Raw genomic sequence first — 18,482 nt, forward strand, 5'->3', positions numbered from 1 at the left:
CCTTAGCGTCGTAAGTGATCGTTCACGTTGAACCGTGCGACGGGCTCGATAGCTGGCGGTCATTTGCCCCGAACGGAGGTCCTTCACCGCTCCTTGGCGCCTGGGTCGTTGCGGCCGCTGGCGTCCCCCCGACGCGCAACCGGGCGCGTCGGGCGACTCTGCAATGTCGTCGCGACGCATGCCGAGAAAACATTCCGTATGCCATTATAATCGCGATTGAAATAGTTTTGGGGCTCTGGTAGATCGTTCAAGCGGGTGAATGCCCGTGTACGGCCACCGGACCCACATACCTGGACGCGTGGAGAGGCGACTGTGAAGACCAAGGGTGCGGTGCTGTGGGGTTTCAACGAGCCGTGGTCGGTGGAAGAGATCGAAATCGGCGATCCGCGTCGCAAGGAGGTGAAGGTACGACTCGAGGCGGCCGGGATGTGCCACTCCGACTACCACCTAGTCACGGGAAGCATCCCGATGGCAGGCTTTCCGGTCGTCGGCGGCCACGAGGGGGCGGGCGTGATCGTGGAGGTGGGACCGGACATCGACGACCTGGCAGTCGGTGATCACGTCGTGTTGTCCTTCATTCCGTCGTGCGGCAAGTGCCCCTCGTGTCAGTCCGGTCTGCGCAACCTGTGTGATCTTGGGGCCGGCCTTCTCTTCGGTGCATCGGTCACGGATGGGTCGTTTCGTGTCCAGGCTCGAGGCCAGAACGCTTTTCCGATGTCACTGCTGGGGACGTTCGCGCCATACGCCGTCGTTCACGAGACGTCCGTGGTCAAGATCGACCCGTCGATCCCTTTCGAGGTCGCCTGCCTGGTGGGATGCGGTGTGACGACCGGATATGGATCCGCGACCCGCGCAGCCGACGTCCGTCCAGGCGAAGACGTGGCCATCATCGGTGTCGGTGGCGTCGGTATGGCCGCGCTGCAGGGTGCCGTTCATTCCGGTGCTCGCTTCGTCTTCGTAGTCGAGCCAATCGAGTGGAAGCGTCAGCAGGCGCTGAAATTCGGCGCCACCCACGTGTACCCCGACATCGAATCGGCTACTGCCGGGGCCGCGGAAGTAACCTCGGGCGGCATGGCCAAGAAGGTCATCGTCACCGTCGGCGAGGCCGACGGCCATGATGTCGATAAATGGATGGGCATCACCGCGAAGGCGGGCACATGCGTCGTGACAGCCATGTCCAAGAGTCTGCTCGATACCGAGGTGACGTTGAACCTGTCGATGCTCACGCTGATGCAGAAGAATCTTCAGGGCACGATCTTCGGTGGCGGCAACCCCCAGTACGACATTCCGCGCCTGTTGTCGGTATACAAGATGGGCAAACTCAATCTCGACGACATGATTACACGCCGCTATACCCTTGAACAGATCAATGAGGGCTACCGAGACATGGTCGAAGGCAACAACATCCGGGGTGTGATCGTCTTCTCAGACGCCGACCGCTGATCGAGCTGAGTCTCAGCTGCCCGGCCGTGTCAGCATGTCCTGCCACGAGGTCGGCTGCCCGCTGTCGGCGAGATCGGCCTGCGTGTAGCGCTTCCCATCTGGTCCCACGTACTCGCCAGACGCCGGATCGTATATAGCGGCGGCGATCGGCGGCGGTGCAACCTGTGGAACTGTCTGTGGCGGATCCGGCAGTGGCGCAACGATCGGAGGCCGCGGCCCGGGAATATCCTGCCCGGACAGCGTGGCGTTGGGGTCGCCCTTCCAGTTGTATCCATCGTTGAGCGGCACATACTGATCGTCGCCCTCGCACATCTGGACGGTGGGTGCACGCTTCCACGGCTTCGCCTCGCAGGGAATGTTTCGAATGCCGCGCACATTCAGTTGAGAGTCCTGCGGGACTCGGCAGTACAGGTCCTCAACCGGTCGGTCCGGATAGTCGATTTCGGCGGGGCTGCGCCGAGACTGTGCGGGAAGATAGCCGGTCGTGCAGGTTGGCGGCAGATTGAGATTGAGATTGAAGGACAAGAATCCAGTCTTGTAGGGCCCAGGCGGGGTGTTGAGGGACGCGGCCGAGATGGCCTGAGCGTTGGCGAGGCTTTGCGGCACCAGTACCAAGATCTGTTCCAGGTCAGCTCGGTAAGTCAGCGCGATCTGGCTGATGCTGACCAGGTTCGCCATCAGCAGCGGTACACCTTGCTTCAGCCGGTCGATCAACTGCTGGGCTTCGGCAGTGGCGCCTGCGCCGTTTTCCAGCACGCCGGCGACGGCCGAGTCGTGGTCACGCAGCCGACCGGTCAGGCTGGCTACCTTGGCTGCCCACGCGGCAATCGAATCCGAGGTGTTCGCCTGGGAATCCAGAATCGGCCCGGAGCCGTCGATGAGTGTGGTCATCGAATCGAGATTGGCGCGAGCGTCGATAGCAAGCGTGGTGAAACCCGAGACGATGCGTGACAACTCGGGACCGTGGCCGCCAAAGGCCGTGGCGCTTTCGTCGATGACGGTCTTGAGGTTGTCCTTCGGGATCGCCTGCAGCGCAGTGTTGGTGGAATCCAGGATCCCCGTGATGCTGGGAGGAACTGACGTGCGGCCCTCGGGAATGACGTCACCGTCCCGCAATGGTGGAGCCTCGCCATTTCGCGGTAAAAGAGCGACGTACTGCTCGCCAATGGCGGACTGGCTGTGCACCTCTGCGTTCAAATCAGACGGAATTGCAACTCCCTTATCGAGCGACAGTTGCACGTCGACGCCAGAATCTGTGAGGTCGACGGACTCCACGTGGCCGACTTCGGTGCCCTGATAGGTGACATTGCTGCGGTCGTAGAGTCCACCGGATTGGGCGAGCCGCATGGTGACCGTGTAATGGCCTGAGTTGAACAACATCTGGGGCAGATTGAGGTAGCCGAACAACATGTAGCCCGTGAACACCATGGATACGACGATGAAGACGGCCAGCTGAACCCAAGTCCGCTTGTTGAGGTGCATATCAGTAGCCTTGATCGAATCGGTATGGAGCTACCAGCGGATTTCCGGCGGTATATGGGCTGGGCATCTGACCGATGGTTCGGCCCCATTGCATTTCGAGTTGTGTGAGGTCGCCTTCGAAACGGGTGCCGGTGAACATGGCGGCGTCGATTCTGCTGAGCGTCAAGTCAAGTACGGCGGTGAGGTTGCCGTAGTCACCGCGCATCCATTTGTCTAGGGTGTCTTTCGGGTAAGGGTAGGTCGAGAAGAAGCCCAGTGATTCGATCAGCGACGGGCCGGCGTCGGCCAGCGATTTCAGTACGGGTGCTAAATCCCGCAGTTCTTGTACGAGGGAGACCTTGGTCTGGTCGACCGCTTGAGTGGCCAGTGCGCTGAACTTGCTCAGGTGGTCGAGCGCGTCGGCGATCTTGGTGCGTTGGTCCTTAAGGACATTCAACGCTTGGGGCAGAGTCCTCAGCGCCGTGTCGATGACGGGTTTTTGCTGCGCGACCTGACCCGCCAAGTTGTCGATACTCTCCGTCGCGGCGATGATGTCGTCGGTTTGATTGTTCAGGTTGGCAATGAATTGATCGATTTGCGTGAGCAGGCTGCGCAAGTCGTCGACACGCCCCCCGAAGGCGGTCGCAAGAGATTTGACGATGTCTTGAACCTGCCCGATGCCGCCGCCGTTGAGTAGTAGCGACACTGCCCCGAGTGTCTGCTCGGTGGTGGGATAGGTGCCCGCATGTGCCAGCGAGATCATGGATCCGTCATGCAGCCGTCCTTCGGGTGGAACTCCGACGGGCGGCGCCAACTCGATGTGAAGTGAACCGAGCAGGCTGGTTTGACCGACCATCGCGGTGGTATTGGTGGGAAGCTCCACGTCGCCGTCCAAGCGCATGGTCACCAGCGCATGCCAGTCTTGCAGTTCGACCTTGGTGACATTGCCGACGGTGACGTCGCCGACTCGTACTCGCGAGTTCGGTTGGATGTTAGTCACATTCGGCATCTGCGCGGTGACCGTGTACGCCCCGGGTCCGCTGCCGGCTGTGCCGGGAAGCGCCAGGCTGTTCAGGCCGTGCCATTCGCATCCGGCCACGCCCAACGTGGATGCTGCGATCGTTGCTGCGATCGCGGCTCGCCAGCGGACGGATTTCACGAGCCAGCCCCCGCGGGCACCATCAGGCCGGGCAGTCCGGCGGCAGGGTCGGTCGGAGTGGGTACAGGCGGAAACGGTGCTTCGGCCGGCAAGGGTGTCACTGGTACGCCCGGCTCCGCGGGTGATACCGCCGCAACCGCGGCCGAAGGCGCACCCGGCGGGGCCGCTGGAGGTACGTAGTCGGGACGCAGTCGATCCTCGCTGTAGGTGATCTCGTTGGGCCGTGCTACCGCACCGACAAGTGGGTTGAGACCGAACGGCAATGTATTGAACTGGCGGTTCTTGATGATCGGAGCAAGGTACTGAACGCAGAGCTTGGCTGATTGCTCGGCACCGAGACGCGAAGCCGCCTCAACCGCACCGCAGATGAACTGGATTGGGTCGGCGAAGTTGTTGAACGCCAACGCCCCTGTGACAGTGCCCTGGGCGGGTTGGTAGATGTTGACATAGTTGGCCAACTGCGTCGGCGTGATGTGCAGGATCTGCTTGAGATCGTAGTTGGATTCGTTGATCGCCGTGGTGATCGCCGTAAGGTGATCGACCGTGGTGCCGAGCGGCTCACGGTTGTCCGCGACGAATCGACTGAGGTCGCTGGAGGCCTGACTGAGCGCGGCGACCGCGTTACTGATCTCACCCGGGCTGTTGGTCAACAGGTTGGTGACCGCGGCGAGGTTGACGTTGAGGTCGCTCATCAGATGCGAACTTCCCTGCAACGCAGAGACGAGCAGGGCGAGGTTACGCACGACGGTGAAGATGTCGGAGCTGTGATCGCCGAGCACCGAGGCCGCCTGCGAGAGCTTGACCAACGTGTCGCGAACGGCCTCACCGTTGCCGCGCAGGTTGTCGGCGGCGACGTTGATGAACTCCCCCGCCGGCGCGACACCTCCCGGTTGTGCCGGCTGCAGAGTCAGTGCGAGTTTCTCGAGTTGCTCACGCAGATCATCCCATTCGATTGGGACAGCGGTGCGATCTTCTTGGATCACCGCCCCCGACGCCAACGCGGGACCACCGGTGTATGCAGGCGTCAACTGGATGGCACGCGCGGAGATCAGTGTGGGGGAAATGATGACCGCCTTGGCATCGGCGGGCACGTCATACTGGTCGTCGAACCAGAACGTGATCCGAGCGCGCCCTGGCAGCGGCTCGATCTTCGAGATCTTGCCGACCGGGATTCCGAGAATACGTATGTCGTCGCCGACGAAGATTCCATTGCTGTTGGCGAAGTACGCGGTGATCGTCGTTCTGCGCGCGTCGTCAGCGTGGTGCCAAACCATCGCGACCCCCGCGATCAACGTCGCGATCAGCACGATCGCCAGTACCGTGCGTGACTTCATGAACTTGCTCATGGCTGACCTCCGAGCGGAAACCGCCTCTCCGGAGGAGGCGGGCCGATTTCGGCGGAGGTCGGCACCGGCACTGCCGGCATTATCGCTGCGGGGTCCTGTGCGGGCGGTCCCGGAGGAGGGCCGCCGGGCGGTGGGGCGGGCAGCGGTTCGCGGTACGGGTAGCGCGAGTCACCGGGTTTCCCCGTGATGGCGTCGGGCAAGTTCAAGTGCGGCTCTCCGCCCTGCCCTGTACGCGGATACGGGATCGGCAGCGCGGGAGTGGCCGACTGTCCGGTTTGGGGTTCCTGTCGTTCGGATGGCAGCAGAACGTTGGGGTCTAGGCCGAGATCGGAGAACGCGGCGTCGATGAAGGGCTGCATCCACTGGCCTGGCACGAGGTTGGCCAGATAGGCCTTGAAGAAGGGCCCTGAACCGACAGTCTCGCCGAGTGACATCGCATAGCGCGATAGCATCGGGATCGCGTCTTGGACGTCTGCCTTGCGCTTGTCGAGGATGGCTAGCGTCTCGTTGAGCCTGTCCAGCGTTGGCTTGAGGTTCTGGTTCTCGGCCGCAAGTCCGGAGATCTGATGGGACAGCGCGGCAAGACTGCCTAGGATGTAATCCAGTGCCGCGCTTTCGGATTGGAGCTCGACCAACAATGCGTTGGTGTTGGCGATGAGGTCAGCGATCTGTTTGCTGCGCTCGCCGAGCACAGTGCTGACCTTGCTGGCGTTGGTCAATAGGTTCCGCAATGCGGCATCGCGTGTGTTGAGGGTGTCGGCGAATCGGGCGACGCCGTCGGCCGCGGCCCGCAATTCCGGTGGCGTCTCCCGAAAAGTATCGGCCACGGTGGCCAGGGAAGTGGAGAGTTGGTCGGTGTCGAGTTCGCTTATCGTGGCAGTGAGGTCTCCCAGCGCGTTGGGCAGGTCGTATGGCGATACAGTGCGATCCAGCGGGATCGGTCCAATCTGTTGACCGTCCCCGCGCGGACTGATCTCGAGTGTCTTGGCGCCGAGCAACGTCTTGGTCTTGACGGCCGCCTCGGTGCGATCCCCGAGGCGGATGCCGTCGTCGACGGTGAAGGTCACCAACACCCGAGATCCGTCCAGCTTCAACGCAGACACCTGTCCGACGCGGTAGCCGGCGACTTGGACCTCCGCTCCACTGGTAAGTCCGCCGGCCTCTGCGAAGTACGCCTCGTAGGTGGTGCCGGACTGTACAAAGGGGAGCTTGTCGTACTCGACGGCACCGACGACGAGTACCGCGGTGACCGCCAAGCCAACCAGCCCGACGGTGAACGGGTTGCGATCGCTGAGCGACTTCATCTCGGCGCGCACCTCCCCGTAGATTGTCCCGCCAATTTGATGTAAACCGGTTGTCCGCCTTTGCCATTGACTTTCAGGACGAGGTCACACAGGTAAAAGCTAAAGAAGTCGCCCCATAGACCCTGGCGTCCCAGAATCTGGTAGGCGGCCGGCAAAGTCTCGAGTGTGTGGTCGAGGTAGTCCTTTTGGAGCAGTACGGCTTGGGCAGTGCGATCCGTCTCGTTGATCGTGTCCTTCAGCGGGGGGCGTGCCTGGGTGAGCAGATCAGCCACCGACGACGCGACGGCATCGGTATAGGCGACGCCATCGCGAACCTCGGTTCTCCGATCGGAGAGCTCTGCGACGAGTTGACTCAACGAGTCGACTGCCGAACTGAATTGCTTGTTCTGGTCACCTAGCGAACCCAGTACCGCGTTGAGGTTGTGGATGACCTCACCGATGAGATTGTCCCGGTCGGCAAGTGTGTTGGTCAGCGTTGCAGTTTGATTCAGGAAAGACGATATGGTTCCGCCCTGGCCTTGCAGCACTGAAATCAGTTGTCCGGTCAGAGTGTTGACCTGCTCCGGATCGAGCGCCCGAAACAGCGGCCGGAAGCCCCCAATCAACGCGTCGAGGTCGAGCGCGGGTTCGGTCCGGTCGACGGGAATCGTGGCTCCGGCCGACAGTCGGCGGATACTTCCCGCCCCGTCAGCCAATTCGAGAAATCGATCGCCGATCAAGTTCTCGTAGCGCACAATGGCGCGAGTCCCCTCGGTCAGTGCGACGCGCTGATCAAGGTTGAATTGAACGGCAGCACGATTGTCGGTGTTGATCGAAATGCGCTTCACCTCACCGACTTCCACTCCCGCGATGCGCACAAGATCGCCTTCGCGCAGTCCGCTGACATCGTTGAACTCGGCGCCATACGCTGACTCATCGCCAAACCGGAGCTGGGCGAACACAGCGACCAACGCGAACATTCCGACGCTGCACAACGCGACGAACAGCGTTAAGCGCCACAGGACACCTCGCAGATTGTCCTTCACAACGTGAGTCCTCCGTGACGGTCAGGCGTTGGCGGCGGCTTCATGGCGTGGGGTTGTTGTTCGGGCCGGGAGCCTCGGGGGGCGCAGCGGGCGGCCCGGCTTGCGACGGTGGTGGTGGTGGAATCAGGAATGGGAAGGGCCCCGGCGCTGGGGGACCCATGCCGCGGTAGCTCGGCGGCTCCGGGACGGCGCGAGTGACCGGGAAGTTGTTGACGTAGAAGGGGTGGCCGATTCCGGGATTCGTTCTGATCTCGTTCGGCGCGGTGCCCCAGCCGGTATCAGTGACCAATTGTTTGACGGGAAAGTTGTTCGGGGCTATGGGCAACGATCCGCAGCCCGGTTTTCCGCCCGGCCCGCCTTTCGCGTTGACCTTGGGAAGATTCTCGGGATAGCGATACACGTCGTCGCCGAACAGGATTGCGGCATCCACGACGGTTGAATAGCCGTTTCCGCCCGCACCTGCTAGGGATCCGCCCTCATGGAGTAGCCAGTCCGCCCCGACGAGCAAACAGGTGAATGAGGGGCTGTACTTCAGCAGGAGTTCGGTCGTCGGTGCAAGGTTGTTCACCGCGGTGATGAGGTTCTTCTGGTTGGGCGCTAGGAGATCGGTGCCACTCTGCGAAAGACCAATCACGTTGAGCAGAAGGGCGTCGAGTGCCGTCGAATGATCGGTGATGGTTGTCGCGGTCGTCGATACAGCGTCGAGGGCAGCCAATAGGTCGGGAGCTACGTCGCCGTATGCGTCTGCAAAACCCTTCAACGACCGGAAGTCGGCGGCGATCACGTCCGTTCGGGAATTGAGTGCTTTGATGACGTCGTCTGCCGCACTAATCGCTTCGCCGATGCGGTCTCCCTTGCCGCGCAGCCCTTCCGACAGGGCAGTCAGGGTGGCATTCAGGTCGGCGGGATCAACTTGTCGGAGCACCGCCGTGAGACTCTCGAATACGGTGTTGACTTCCGTGCTCACGTTGTCCGACGTCAGGACAGCACCTGCTTGGATGCGTTTGGCACTGGGGTCGGCCGGGACGAGGAGATCGACGTATTTGGCGCCGAACGCAGTGCTTGCTTCGATGCGTACGCCGACGTTCGCCGGAATGTATTGGACCTGGTCGGGATTCAGTTGCAGGACTAGTTCGGTATTGCTTGTGCCACTGCGGATATCGCCAACACGACCGACGACAACACCGCGCATCTTGACCTTGGCGCCGGACTCCATCACCAGGCCGGCGCGATCAGCAGTGAGGGTGACGGGGACGACGGACCGGAACTGACCGCTGAACTGCGCCGAGCAGATGACGACGAACGCAACGACAGCGACCACGAGGATCGCCGTCCACCAGCGGGGGCTCAGTCCCCCTTCACGGTCCTCGTCCATGCCTATCCAGAGAGGTTGAAGTTGCCGGACTGGCCGTAGATGGCCAGGGAAACGAACACCGTCACGAAGACCGCCGCGATCAGCGACGTGCGCACCGACCGGCCCACGGCCTCGCCGACTCCGGCCGGTCCACCGGCGGCGGTGAAACCGTAATAGGTGTGCACCAGCATGACGACCAGTGCCATCACGACGGCCTGCAGAAACGACCAGATCAGGTCAGTGGGGTTGAGAAAGGTCGTGAAGTAGTGATCGTAGACACCGGTCGACTGGCCATATATATAGGTGGTGCCGAATCGCGCGGCAAAAAAAGACATCGTCACGGCGACGCAGTAGAGCGGGATGACGACGATGATCCCGCCAATCACTCGCGTGGAAGCCAGGTAGGCAATGGAACGGACGCCCATCACCTCGAGCGCGTCGATCTCTTCGTTGATGCGCATGGACCCCAGTTGAGCCGTCGCTCCGGCTCCGATAGTGGCAGCCAGGCCGATACCTGCGATGAGCGGGGAAACGAGCCGCACGTTGAGGTAGGCCGAGACGAAGCCCGTCAGCGCCTCCACCCCAATTCCGGACAACGAGTGGTAACCCTGCACCGCGATGAGCGCACCAGCCGACAGGGTCAGAAAGCCCACAATTACGACGGTTCCGCCGATCACGGCCAATGCTCCTACGCCCAAGCTCATTTGAGCGACGAGCCGAATGATCTCAGATTTGTAGTAGACCAGCGCGTCACCGATCGAGCGCAGCGTCCTGCCGTAGAACTTGGCCTGGGTCCCTATTCGGTCCCAGCCCTCCGCGAACCGTGAGACGCTTCTGGCCACCCTCGGCAGCCGAGGGCTTGCGACGCTCACGCCGTTGCCTTGACGCCGACGGCGGTGGCGATGACGTTGATGACGAATAACGCCATGAATGAAAACACCACGGTTTCGTTGACTGCGGCGCCGACACCGGCAGGACCTCCGGTCACCGAGACGCCCTTGTAGCAAGCAATGAGGCCCGCCGACAGGCCGAACAACGCAGCCTTGACGAACGAGATCAACACCTCGGGAAGCCCGACCAACAGCGTCAGGCCCGAGACGAACGCGCCTGGCGTGACGTCTTGTATGAATACCGAGAACGCGAATCCGCCACCAAGTCCGACAAGGCTGACCAGAGCTGATAGCAATAGCGCGACCAGGGTCGAGGCGAGCACTCGGGGCACAATCAGCGCCTGTATCGGATTGATGCCCATCACCCTCATCGCGTCGAGTTCCTCACGGATCGTGCGCGCACCGAGGTCTGCGCACATCGCCGTCGCACCGGCGCCAGCGACGACGAGAACCGTTACGACGGGACCGATCTGAGTGATGGTGCCAAGAGCGGTGCCCGTACCGGAAAGGTCGGCGGCACCGAGCTCGCTGAGCAGGATGTTGAGGGTGAAGACCGTGAGCACGGTGAATGGGATGGCCAACATCAAAGTCGGCAACAGCGAAACCCGTGCGACAAACCAGGTCTGCAGGATGAACTCTCGCCACGCGAACGGCGGGCGGAACATGAGCAGCAGCGTGTCCCCCGCGACCGCATAGAAGCTCCCCAGCGAACGAACCGGCTTGCCGAACACCGCGGTATTGTTCACCTCGTCCCCCAGGGGGCCGGATCAATCACGGTTGGCCTGCCGGCCTTGCGCGATCCCGGTCATGGTTTCGGACCCAGACAGTTACTCGAGCTCCAGTCGTTGATCTGCCGGACGCCGTGCTGTACCTCGATGAAATGCGGAGCGATGAACGTCTTGGTGATAGCCATCAGCACCATCAAAATTCCAAGGGTCGCGAATCCCGACAGGATCGTGGTGCTCACCGTGGCACGTTCCCCGGGCCGCGTGTCCCACCGCGTGAAAAACAGCAGAGCCGCGAAATGCCAACCGCCATAGACCAACACATTCAGGCCCCACATGCCGACGCCATTGTCGAAGCAGTAGTTGGAGCTCGTGTAAGCCAAGGACTCACCCAGCGGCATGATGCCGGCCAGGAGGGCGCACACAACGCCGTGCCGAATGAGGCTGTCGTGAGCAAGGAATGAGTTCGTGCGATCCAGCAGTTGGGTGACTATTCGGTAAAGCGTGCCCAGAATCACCGAGTAGAAGCCGAAGACGCTGATGCTCATCGGCAGCATGAACAACGGGACGCCGTTTGGATTGAGTTCCGTGTTGAACCCGAAGTGGCCGTGTAACACCTCGTACCACGGGTCGGTGCCTATGAATCCGCCGAGAACAGCCCAAATTGAGAGGAAGATTCCCATCCGAAAGCCGTACAACTCGCGCAAGGGACGGCCCTTGTCATCGGGTACTCGAAACACCAGCGGGAAGATCAGCGTTCCCAGCCCCATTGCCACGGCCTGCGACAGCAGCAGGGGGTCGTTGGGTACGTCATAGCTCAGGTTCATTACGACTAGGCCCTGCACTGGTACCGAAATCAGAAACCAGATGACGTAGATGATCTCGGTACGACGCTTGCCAGGGTTGGCCGAAAGCCAGTGGAACTTCCGCACCGATTCGGGTGCGGGATCTGTGGGCGACGGCGCAGCCGTTTCACTGTTGCTGACCATGGCGGTCTCCTTTCGCCTGCTGTGACCGGATGACGCGATGGGTCATGCGGTCGGAATTCCGTATCTCATGGCCGCCACGACGCCACCGTCGACGAGGACGTCGGTACCCGTGACGAAGCTCGAACCGCTTCCAAACAAAAACTCGGCCACCGCGGCGACGTCGCCGGGGGTCCCGACGCGTTGCGACGGCGACCCGGCGACCATGGCTTCGACGACAGCTCCGGTGGTTCCGTCGGTCATCTCGGCGCGGCCCATTTCCGTCGAGATGACTCCAGGACTGATCGAGTTGATGCGGGCACCCGCCGCACCCCATCGTGCTGCGGCGGCTTGGACGCGCAACTGGTTCCCGCGCTTCGCGAGCCCGTACGCCAGGCTGCGGTTCTCGGTGGTGTCGGATCCGAGGAGATCACGGACGGCGGAGATCTCGAGCAGCCGTTCAGGAGGGGACTGGGCGAGCTGGGCTTCGGTATCGGGGCTCTGACCGGAGCCGAGAATGGCAGCGGCCATGCTGGCGACGACCACTCCCGCACCGCCGGGCGCGATCGCACGGGCGAACTCGTCGACGATGTGTGCGGTCCCGACTAGATCAACCGCGAAGATCGCAGAGACCGACGCTCCTGCGGGCGACACTCCCGCGGTGTGTGCGACCGCGGTCACCGGGCCAATTTCAGCTGCGCAATCCGCGAGAGCGGCGACTGACCTGCGGTCGGTGATGTCGACGGCTTTTGTCGACACTAGGTGGCCATCGTCGTGCAGCTGACTCCCAACAGTCTTTAGAGCCTCATCGCTGCAGTCAGCGACCAGAATGTGCCTGCCCGCGCCCATGCGATGCGCAAGGGCCGCACCCATGCCGCCGGCACCGACGACGACCAAGACCGCGCGAGTCATACCTGCCTTCCGCTGTTCAGATCGCCCCCGAGTGGCGAGGAAGAGCGCCGATGTGCGGTGCGCCACAGGCACGCTAACATAATTAATCTCGCATGCAATAGTATTGTATCTACAATGCAAATCACTCCGGACCTCACATGGGCGACGCCGAGCTCCGCCCCTCGGGTCGCCGTGCGAAGGCGAATTGCATGGGTACTCCCCCAAGTCGCGCACCGCTCTCGTTGCAGCGGCACGCCGCGGCGATGTATGGCGCTCACGTCGAGTTATGTGGTGATGTAGACGTCATGGCAACGAAATCCAGTCCACGCCCGGTGCCGCGCCGAGCTGCCAAACGAGGCCAGGAACGGGCGGACCGGACGCGGGCGCTGGTGATCGAGGAGACGATCCGCTGCATCCGCGAAGAGGGCTTCGCTGCTGCGAGCACGCGCCACATAATCGAACGCGCGGGGGTCTCATGGGGGGTCATTCAGTATCACTTCGGTGATCGTGACGGCCTGCTGACGGCTGTCATCGAGTACTCGTTCGCAACTCTCACCGAGTCGCTGAATGAACTCGCAGACTCCGCCGCCCACCTTTCTGACCTACGCGAGCGCAGCGAGGCCGTCGCCACTGCGGCGTGGACGTTGTTCTTTACGCCAACCTCGATGACCGCCATGGAAATCCTCTTGGCAACTCGAGCGTTGCGAGGCACGTTGCAAACCGACGAGCTAAGAGGGCTCGAGTCGGCGCTCACCCGCATCGCAGATTTGTTCGGTACCGACACACCGCACGCATTCGGAATCGCCAACTTGTTGTGGGCTGGCCCTGTCGGCATGACGATGGCGCAAGCGGTGATGACCGACGAATTGCCAACCCAAGCCGAGCAGAACGCGATGGCAGACCTGATTGCCGACCACCTCTCCTACCGACGGCTTTCGACCGCGAAAAAGGATCGATCCGCCGCGCTTCGCCAACCGGTCAAACGATCGAGAGCCGCCAAACGCGGAGCGAGGCGACCGGAAGAATCCTGACGCACGACGCGCATGCATCACTGAGACTTCCGGCCCGGCCAGGGGCCGCTTTTTTGTTGCGGCTGAATCGAAGTCGGATGGCCAACAAGGTCAAGTCTTGATCGGACGCTCGGCCTAGGGTAAATGTTAAGGTGCTTAATAACGCGGGCGGAGGAGTCTTTTTGTGGGACCACTGAGGGTCATCCAGGTGGCGACCGGCACCGTCGGCACGCACAGTTTGCGGACGATCATCAATCGCCGAGACATGGAACTGGTCGGCCTACTGGTGTTCTCATCCGAGAAGGCCGGCAGAGACGCAGGCGAGTTCATCGGCGGGGAGCCAACCGGCGTTCTAGCAACGGAGGACTTCGAAACGATCCTCGCACTGGACGCGGATGTCGTGGCCTACAACGCTCTCGGTGAAACACGCGACCCCGAAGCCGCTCTCGACCAAATCTGTCGCCTGCTCGAATCAGGGAAGAACGTATGCTCGACCGCTGTCAGCGTGCACATCTATCCCGACATCATAAAGAGCAGTCCTCTACGCGCGCGCCTACAGGCCGCTTGTGAGAAGGGCGGTGTTAGCTTTCACAGCTCCGGAATAAATCCGGGCTACATGATGGACGTGTGGCCGATCGCCCTGTGTCGCCTATCGCGTCAGATCGACACCATCTACATGACCGAAATGGTCGACATGTCGCGCTACACATCACGCCAGATCGGAGACTTCATCGGCTTCGGTAGGCCGGTCGAGGATCGGGTGATCTCCATCCCCAAGGAGATCGTGGCGGAGAGCTCATTTTACGCATCTCTCCAAATGTTCGCCGATGCAACCGGTCTGGAGATCGACGACGTGACGCTCGACTGGGAAGTCGCGCCGTCGCCGCGGGAGATCGTGACCCCGGTATACCGAGTGGAGCCTGGCCAGGTAGGTGCTGTGAGGATCACGCTACGTGCGTACCAGGACGGGACCGTGCGGGTCGAGAACCAGTGGATCTGGGTCCTCGGCGAAGACGTGGCCCCGCCGGAATGGCCATATGGTGACGGCGCTTGGAGCGTACGCATCGTCGGAGACCCGTGTCTGGAAACCCGAATCGACGCCAGCACTGCGTATGACGCCAAGCAGCCGGACGTGCTGATGACAGGGGTCCACGCAGTCAATGCGATGCCGTCCGTCGTAGCGGCTCCCGTCGGCGTCCGCACGCATCTCGACCTTCCGTTCTTCAGCGGGGGCTTCTTCGCGAAAACGTCGTCCGCCGCAGTGCAAATCGTCTGATCTTCGTCATGAGCCATGTGTCAGATCGGTCGAATGGTGGATTCCCGCCCGTCCCTCCACCAGTCGATGGAACCCATCGCCGTGACAACTTCCCTGTTGTCGCCGACCCGCCGCAGCACACCCTCTGCGCCCAACGGAATTCCGGGCATATCGTAGACATCTGCACGCTCGGCACGGTCTGCAATCTGCCAAAGCCATTCCTGTCCAAGGAAGCGGTACAAGATGCGTTCGGGGTAGCCATTCGGTCGAACATCGGCGCGAACGTCGATCTGTGTCGTCGCGAATCGATTCCCAGATTCGTCGGTTAGCAACGCGAACCCCCACCCGTCGGTTCCGATCGCCAGACTCGCGTCGATCAGCGTCCCATCTGCGAACGCGGTCGCCATGTGACCCCAGTGAACCTCACGACCGCCGCAGCCAAACGGCGAGTCCATGAAACTTCTTCCCGGCGGGAAGAAGTGGAACTCAACCGCAACGAACCCGTCGGCGCTCTGCCCGAACACGGTTCCCTGCACCCGATACTTGAGCGTGACGGCGTAGCCGCCTTCGCCGTTTCGCCAGGGGTTGAACCATTGCGTCGGCTCAGCGATCAGCGAACCAGATACGTCGAGTAAGCCTGCTTCGCTCCATGCAGCACTATCCACATCTGTGGAGAAGCTGAACCCATCCTCGCCGGGGCTGGAATATCGCACAGCGCCTTCGGTGAAACTCGTAGAGATACCGCCGCGATACAGCTGGCCTTCGGCATCCGGCTTGTGTTCTAGCAAGTCGGCGCCTCGGTTGCTGAATACCGAAATGATCGCCCCACTCTGGTATGCGGCGACTTCTCTGAGGAAATGATGGATGTCACCGTCAGCGGTGTGCCAGGTTCCGATGAGGTAGGCCGCAGTCTTCGGCAGACCCATCGCTGTCGCTCCTGGCACGAACAAATCTGTCGTGACAAAGCAACTACTCGCGAGGCATGCGCCGCCAAAGTCTCCCCAGTGAGGCAGCCCAGGTGAGGCCAATGCAGATGGCTCGGTCCTTTCACCGACATCCAGAATCGTCGGTTCCTCTGACATCGCCTGTCCCCTTAGTCGCTATTAATGCGCTCCATGCACCGCGATTGACGGGTCGATCGCTATGGCGCCCGGTGCACGTGCAAACCCAACAGGCCGCAGCAGTATTCTACGATGGACAGCTGTCCGGTTTTGATCCTTTGACACATTCGATCTGCATGCTGAGTCACACCGCCCTGCTTTCGACTGCAATCCAAGAATTCTCGATAGGCCCTCTACCACAAGGTGTCATACAGCCTCGCGTTGCTGTTGTTTAGTTTCTTAACTTACAATGGACAGGTGTCCAATCTTGCGGCGAGAGTCGCCAGCCAGTCGCCACGGCGACGCGGGCCTGCTCGCACAGCAAGTCGCCATCCAATGAGTTCAATGCCATGTGCACACCGGTCCGCGAGATGCCCGCGCGTCCAACGAAGGTCGAAGGCGCGTGGCAGTGACCTCGCTTAGCGGAATCGGGTGATGCTATGGCGAACTTGCCAGATGGGTTCCGCCCCAACGTCGTCAGTGGCCACTTCGACCACGAACCGGGAATGTCTGAGGACATCCTGGACACCGATCGCCAAAGCGAGCGACGGACCCGAATCCTGGACGCCGCCATTGCAGTCGCAGGGGCGGGCGGATACGAACTGGTGCACATGAGGGATATCGCCGAGCATGCTGGTGTCTCTCTGGGCACGCTCTACCAATACTTCCCCTCTAAGGTTCACGTGTTGGTTCGAGCGTTGGAGCGCGAATTGCTTCGGTTCGACGACTACCTGAGCCAGAACATGTCTGACATCACGGATCCCTTCATTAGACTTCGCGTTGTCGTGTGGCGGCTGATAACCGCGATGGAGCAATCCGACCGGATGACGGAGGCGCTGACGCACGCCTATGTGGCGTCCAACGTCGTCGCTTCACCTGAGGCCGAGGCGATTCGGGACCAGACGAGCGAGATGTTCGCTTATTACATGAGCGATGGTGTCGTCGCAGGCCTTGAGCGTCACGCCGCCGATCTACTCACCGATGTGTGGACGGCAGAGATACTTGCGCTAGTGCAGGGCCGAAGAACCTACACGGAAATGCGCCACACCTTGAACAAGGCCGTCGACTTGGTCGCCCGAAGCGCTCTCGGTGGCAATGGGATTCAGATCCGCTGATTGATCTGGAAGGCTGTCACTGCCTCGCGGCCGCCTCCCATTCCTGGATCACCTGGGAGTGGAAGGCCTCCAGCTTGGTCACGAACCGTAGATACGCGCGCAACTCGGTGGCACTTTCCTTCTCGAACAACGCATCGGCCATGGCGGATTTGTAAGCGTCAGCGATAGCTGCCGCGCCCTTCCCCTGCTCGGTGAGTGACAGCTGCTTTCGCTTAGCGTCGAGTTCCGATACCCGTTCGGTGACAAGACCCTTCTCCTTCAGCTTGGAGATGATCTGCGACGTCGCCGATCGAGTGACAGCGAGTTCTTCGGACAGTTCGCTTCCGGTAACCCCATCGTTCGCTGCGATCATTGCGCACATCTCAGCCTCGAGCAGAGTCATCGACACCCCTGCGCCGTAGTCTCGCGGGAGCCGCCGTCCTTGCTGAATCTTGTTGATCACCCGAAGCAGCGAGATCGTGATCGCTTCACCGATAGCGCTATCTGCATTACGGGTACGGCGACTTCGATCTGAACCTCGACCAGTCACCACGGTTCCTTCCTCACGGCGCCATATTCACCGATGAGTTCATCATGGTAGAGCGATGAAGGGCCTGCCCAGGCTTCGATGTGGTCGACCGGTCACTCAACTCCCAGCTTCGCGCAGTTCAGCTAGTTCGGCGTCCAGCATCGCAGCGAACGGATCACCCGCGACGGGAAGAGCCCAGAACCGGTTCTCGTCCAATGCACGCAACGCCCACGCGACAGCCTCGTCCGGTTCGACTCCGCCCTGATTGAGCGCATCGTGCATGCCCTGGACGTGGTCGAGTATCGACGTCCCCCGAGGCAGCAAAGCGACTGAGGTGCGGATGAGATTCGTCTTGACCATCCCTGGATTCAGCAGCGCCACCCTGATCGATGGCGCAACCAACCCCAGTTCGGCGCGCAATGACTTGGCCATCGCAATGGCCCCTGCCTTGCTGGCCGCATAGGCACCGCTGAACGGCGACGCCACCATTCCCGCCATCGAGGCGGTGATCACCAGGTCGGCGGCCTCGCCCTGCTCCACGAGGACTGGAACGAAGGTCTTGATGCTGTGAAAGAGGCCGCGCAGGTTCACCCCGATGACGAAGTCGTAGGTGGCCTCGTCGGTTTCCCACACTGTCGATCCCGTTGACGTCACACCGGCGTTCAGGCACACCGCACGCAGTGGTCCCAGCCCGGACGAGAACTCGCCGAGGCGGGCCACCGAACGCACGTCCTGCAGATCCACCCGGACACATTCGACGGCTGCCCCCGACTCCGACAACTGCACCCGCGCCTGCTCCATAGCGGGCTCGTCGATGTCACCTATGACGACGTGCGCGCCCTTCGCGGCGTAGGCGCGGGCGAATGCCAGCCCGATTCCACTCGCGCCACCGGTGACGATCGCGACACCGGCGGCCTGCTCTGACATCGGT

The 18,482-nt window shown here is 61.7% G+C and carries 17 protein-coding genes; 4 read left to right on the forward strand and 13 right to left on the reverse strand.

Annotated elements, in window-relative coordinates; genetic code table 11:
- Positions 1–312 precede the first annotated feature (312 nt).
- Positions 313–1,443: an NDMA-dependent alcohol dehydrogenase gene (locus VFH65_RS12620; protein WP_353321915.1), complete on the forward strand. Its 1,131-nt coding sequence runs from the start codon at positions 313–315 to the stop codon at positions 1,441–1,443.
- A gap of 12 nt (positions 1,444–1,455) precedes the next feature.
- On the opposite strand, the gene VFH65_RS12625 is transcribed toward VFH65_RS12620, so the two are convergent.
- From VFH65_RS12625 to VFH65_RS12670, 10 genes are read right to left on the reverse strand one after another with little or no spacing between them, the layout of a single operon-like run.
- Positions 1,456–2,925 (reverse strand): MlaD family protein, encoded by a 1,470-nt coding sequence (locus VFH65_RS12625; RefSeq protein ID WP_353321917.1) that lies wholly within the window; start codon positions 2,923–2,925, stop codon positions 1,456–1,458.
- Between the two features lies 1 nt (position 2,926).
- Positions 2,927–4,036 (reverse strand): MCE family protein, encoded by a 1,110-nt coding sequence (locus VFH65_RS12630; protein WP_353321991.1) that lies wholly within the window; start codon positions 4,034–4,036, stop codon positions 2,927–2,929.
- A 23-nt stretch (positions 4,037–4,059) separates the two neighbouring features.
- Positions 4,060–5,409, reverse strand: coding sequence for an MCE family protein (locus VFH65_RS12635; protein ID WP_353321919.1), 1,350 nt, complete (start codon positions 5,407–5,409; stop codon positions 4,060–4,062).
- Positions 5,406–6,713, reverse strand: a complete 1,308-nt coding sequence (locus VFH65_RS12640; protein WP_353321920.1) for an MCE family protein — start codon at positions 6,711–6,713, stop codon at positions 5,406–5,408. Before VFH65_RS12640 ends, VFH65_RS12635 begins: the two co-directional genes overlap by 4 nt.
- Complete coding sequence (locus tag VFH65_RS12645; RefSeq protein WP_353321921.1) at positions 6,710–7,738, reverse strand: MCE family protein; 1,029 nt, start codon at positions 7,736–7,738, stop codon at positions 6,710–6,712. The genes VFH65_RS12640 and VFH65_RS12645 overlap by 4 nt, the downstream gene beginning before the upstream one ends.
- A 40-nt stretch (positions 7,739–7,778) precedes the next feature.
- Entirely contained in the window at positions 7,779–9,113 is a 1,335-nt protein-coding gene (locus VFH65_RS12650) for an MCE family protein (protein ID WP_353321922.1), read from the reverse strand.
- 2 nt (positions 9,114–9,115) lie between these two features.
- Entirely contained in the window at positions 9,116–9,964 is an 849-nt protein-coding gene (locus VFH65_RS12655; RefSeq protein ID WP_353321924.1) for an ABC transporter permease, read from the reverse strand.
- Positions 9,961–10,728, reverse strand: coding sequence for an MlaE family ABC transporter permease (locus VFH65_RS12660; RefSeq protein ID WP_353321926.1), 768 nt, complete (start codon positions 10,726–10,728; stop codon positions 9,961–9,963). Before VFH65_RS12660 ends, VFH65_RS12655 begins: the two co-directional genes overlap by 4 nt.
- Before the next feature lie 59 nt (positions 10,729–10,787).
- Entirely contained in the window at positions 10,788–11,696 is a 909-nt protein-coding gene (locus VFH65_RS12665) for a hypothetical protein (protein ID WP_353321927.1), read from the reverse strand.
- A 42-nt stretch (positions 11,697–11,738) separates the two neighbouring features.
- Positions 11,739–12,584, reverse strand: coding sequence for an SDR family oxidoreductase (locus tag VFH65_RS12670; protein WP_353321928.1), 846 nt, complete (start codon positions 12,582–12,584; stop codon positions 11,739–11,741).
- A gap of 188 nt (positions 12,585–12,772) precedes the next feature.
- On the opposite strand from VFH65_RS12670, the gene VFH65_RS12675 reads away from it, so the two are divergent.
- A complete protein-coding gene (locus tag VFH65_RS12675) occupies positions 12,773–13,594 on the forward strand; it encodes a TetR/AcrR family transcriptional regulator (protein WP_353321930.1) in 822 nt (273 codons plus the stop codon).
- Between the two features lie 163 nt (positions 13,595–13,757).
- Positions 13,758–14,849, forward strand: coding sequence for a hypothetical protein (locus VFH65_RS12680; protein ID WP_353321932.1), 1,092 nt, complete (start codon positions 13,758–13,760; stop codon positions 14,847–14,849).
- A 20-nt stretch (positions 14,850–14,869) separates the two neighbouring features.
- Here the strand turns inward: VFH65_RS12680 and VFH65_RS12685 are convergent, their stop codons facing one another.
- Entirely contained in the window at positions 14,870–15,754 is an 885-nt protein-coding gene (locus VFH65_RS12685; RefSeq protein WP_353321934.1) for a hypothetical protein, read from the reverse strand.
- 614 nt (positions 15,755–16,368) lie between these two features.
- On the opposite strand from VFH65_RS12685, the gene VFH65_RS12690 reads away from it, so the two are divergent.
- The gene (locus VFH65_RS12690) at positions 16,369–17,043 is read left to right on the forward strand and encodes a TetR/AcrR family transcriptional regulator (RefSeq protein WP_353321936.1); all 675 of its coding nucleotides are present in this window, start codon (positions 16,369–16,371) and stop codon (positions 17,041–17,043) included.
- 16 nt (positions 17,044–17,059) lie between these two features.
- Here VFH65_RS12690 and VFH65_RS12695 read toward each other — a convergent pair whose 3' ends face one another.
- Together VFH65_RS12695 and VFH65_RS12700 are read right to left on the reverse strand one after the other, a co-directional pair.
- The gene (locus VFH65_RS12695; protein WP_353321938.1) at positions 17,060–17,425 is read right to left on the reverse strand and encodes a MarR family winged helix-turn-helix transcriptional regulator; all 366 of its coding nucleotides are present in this window, start codon (positions 17,423–17,425) and stop codon (positions 17,060–17,062) included.
- A 243-nt stretch (positions 17,426–17,668) separates the two neighbouring features.
- Positions 17,669–18,478, reverse strand: coding sequence for an SDR family NAD(P)-dependent oxidoreductase (locus VFH65_RS12700; RefSeq protein WP_353321940.1), 810 nt, complete (start codon positions 18,476–18,478; stop codon positions 17,669–17,671).
- Between the last annotated feature and the right edge of the window lie 4 nt (positions 18,479–18,482).

This window comes from Mycobacterium sp., assembly GCF_035697385.1.
GTDB lineage: Bacteria > Actinomycetota > Actinomycetes > Mycobacteriales > Mycobacteriaceae > Mycobacterium.

Excerpts from the sequence above, each read along its gene's own strand:
- VFH65_RS12640 (WP_353321920.1), bottom strand. The coding sequence starts at position 6,713 with ATGAAGTCGCTCAGCGATCGCAACCCGTTCACCGTCGGGCTGGTTGGC.
- VFH65_RS12675 (WP_353321930.1), top strand. The coding sequence starts at position 12,773 with ATGGGTACTCCCCCAAGTCGCGCACCGCTCTCGTTGCAGCGGCACGCC.
- VFH65_RS12700 (WP_353321940.1), bottom strand. The coding sequence starts at position 18,478 with ATGTCAGAGCAGGCCGCCGGTGTCGCGATCGTCACCGGTGGCGCGAGT.
- VFH65_RS12650 (WP_353321922.1), bottom strand. The coding sequence starts at position 9,113 with ATGGACGAGGACCGTGAAGGGGGACTGAGCCCCCGCTGGTGGACGGCG.
- VFH65_RS12690 (WP_353321936.1), top strand. The coding sequence starts at position 16,369 with ATGGCGAACTTGCCAGATGGGTTCCGCCCCAACGTCGTCAGTGGCCAC.
- VFH65_RS12625 (WP_353321917.1), bottom strand. The coding sequence starts at position 2,925 with ATGCACCTCAACAAGCGGACTTGGGTTCAGCTGGCCGTCTTCATCGTC.
- VFH65_RS12670 (WP_353321928.1), bottom strand. The coding sequence starts at position 12,584 with ATGACTCGCGCGGTCTTGGTCGTCGTCGGTGCCGGCGGCATGGGTGCG.
- VFH65_RS12665 (WP_353321927.1), bottom strand. The coding sequence starts at position 11,696 with ATGGTCAGCAACAGTGAAACGGCTGCGCCGTCGCCCACAGATCCCGCA.
- VFH65_RS12695 (WP_353321938.1), bottom strand. The coding sequence starts at position 17,425 with ATGACTCTGCTCGAGGCTGAGATGTGCGCAATGATCGCAGCGAACGAT.
- VFH65_RS12635 (WP_353321919.1), bottom strand. The coding sequence starts at position 5,409 with ATGAGCAAGTTCATGAAGTCACGCACGGTACTGGCGATCGTGCTGATC.
- VFH65_RS12685 (WP_353321934.1), bottom strand. The coding sequence starts at position 15,754 with ATGGGTCTGCCGAAGACTGCGGCCTACCTCATCGGAACCTGGCACACC.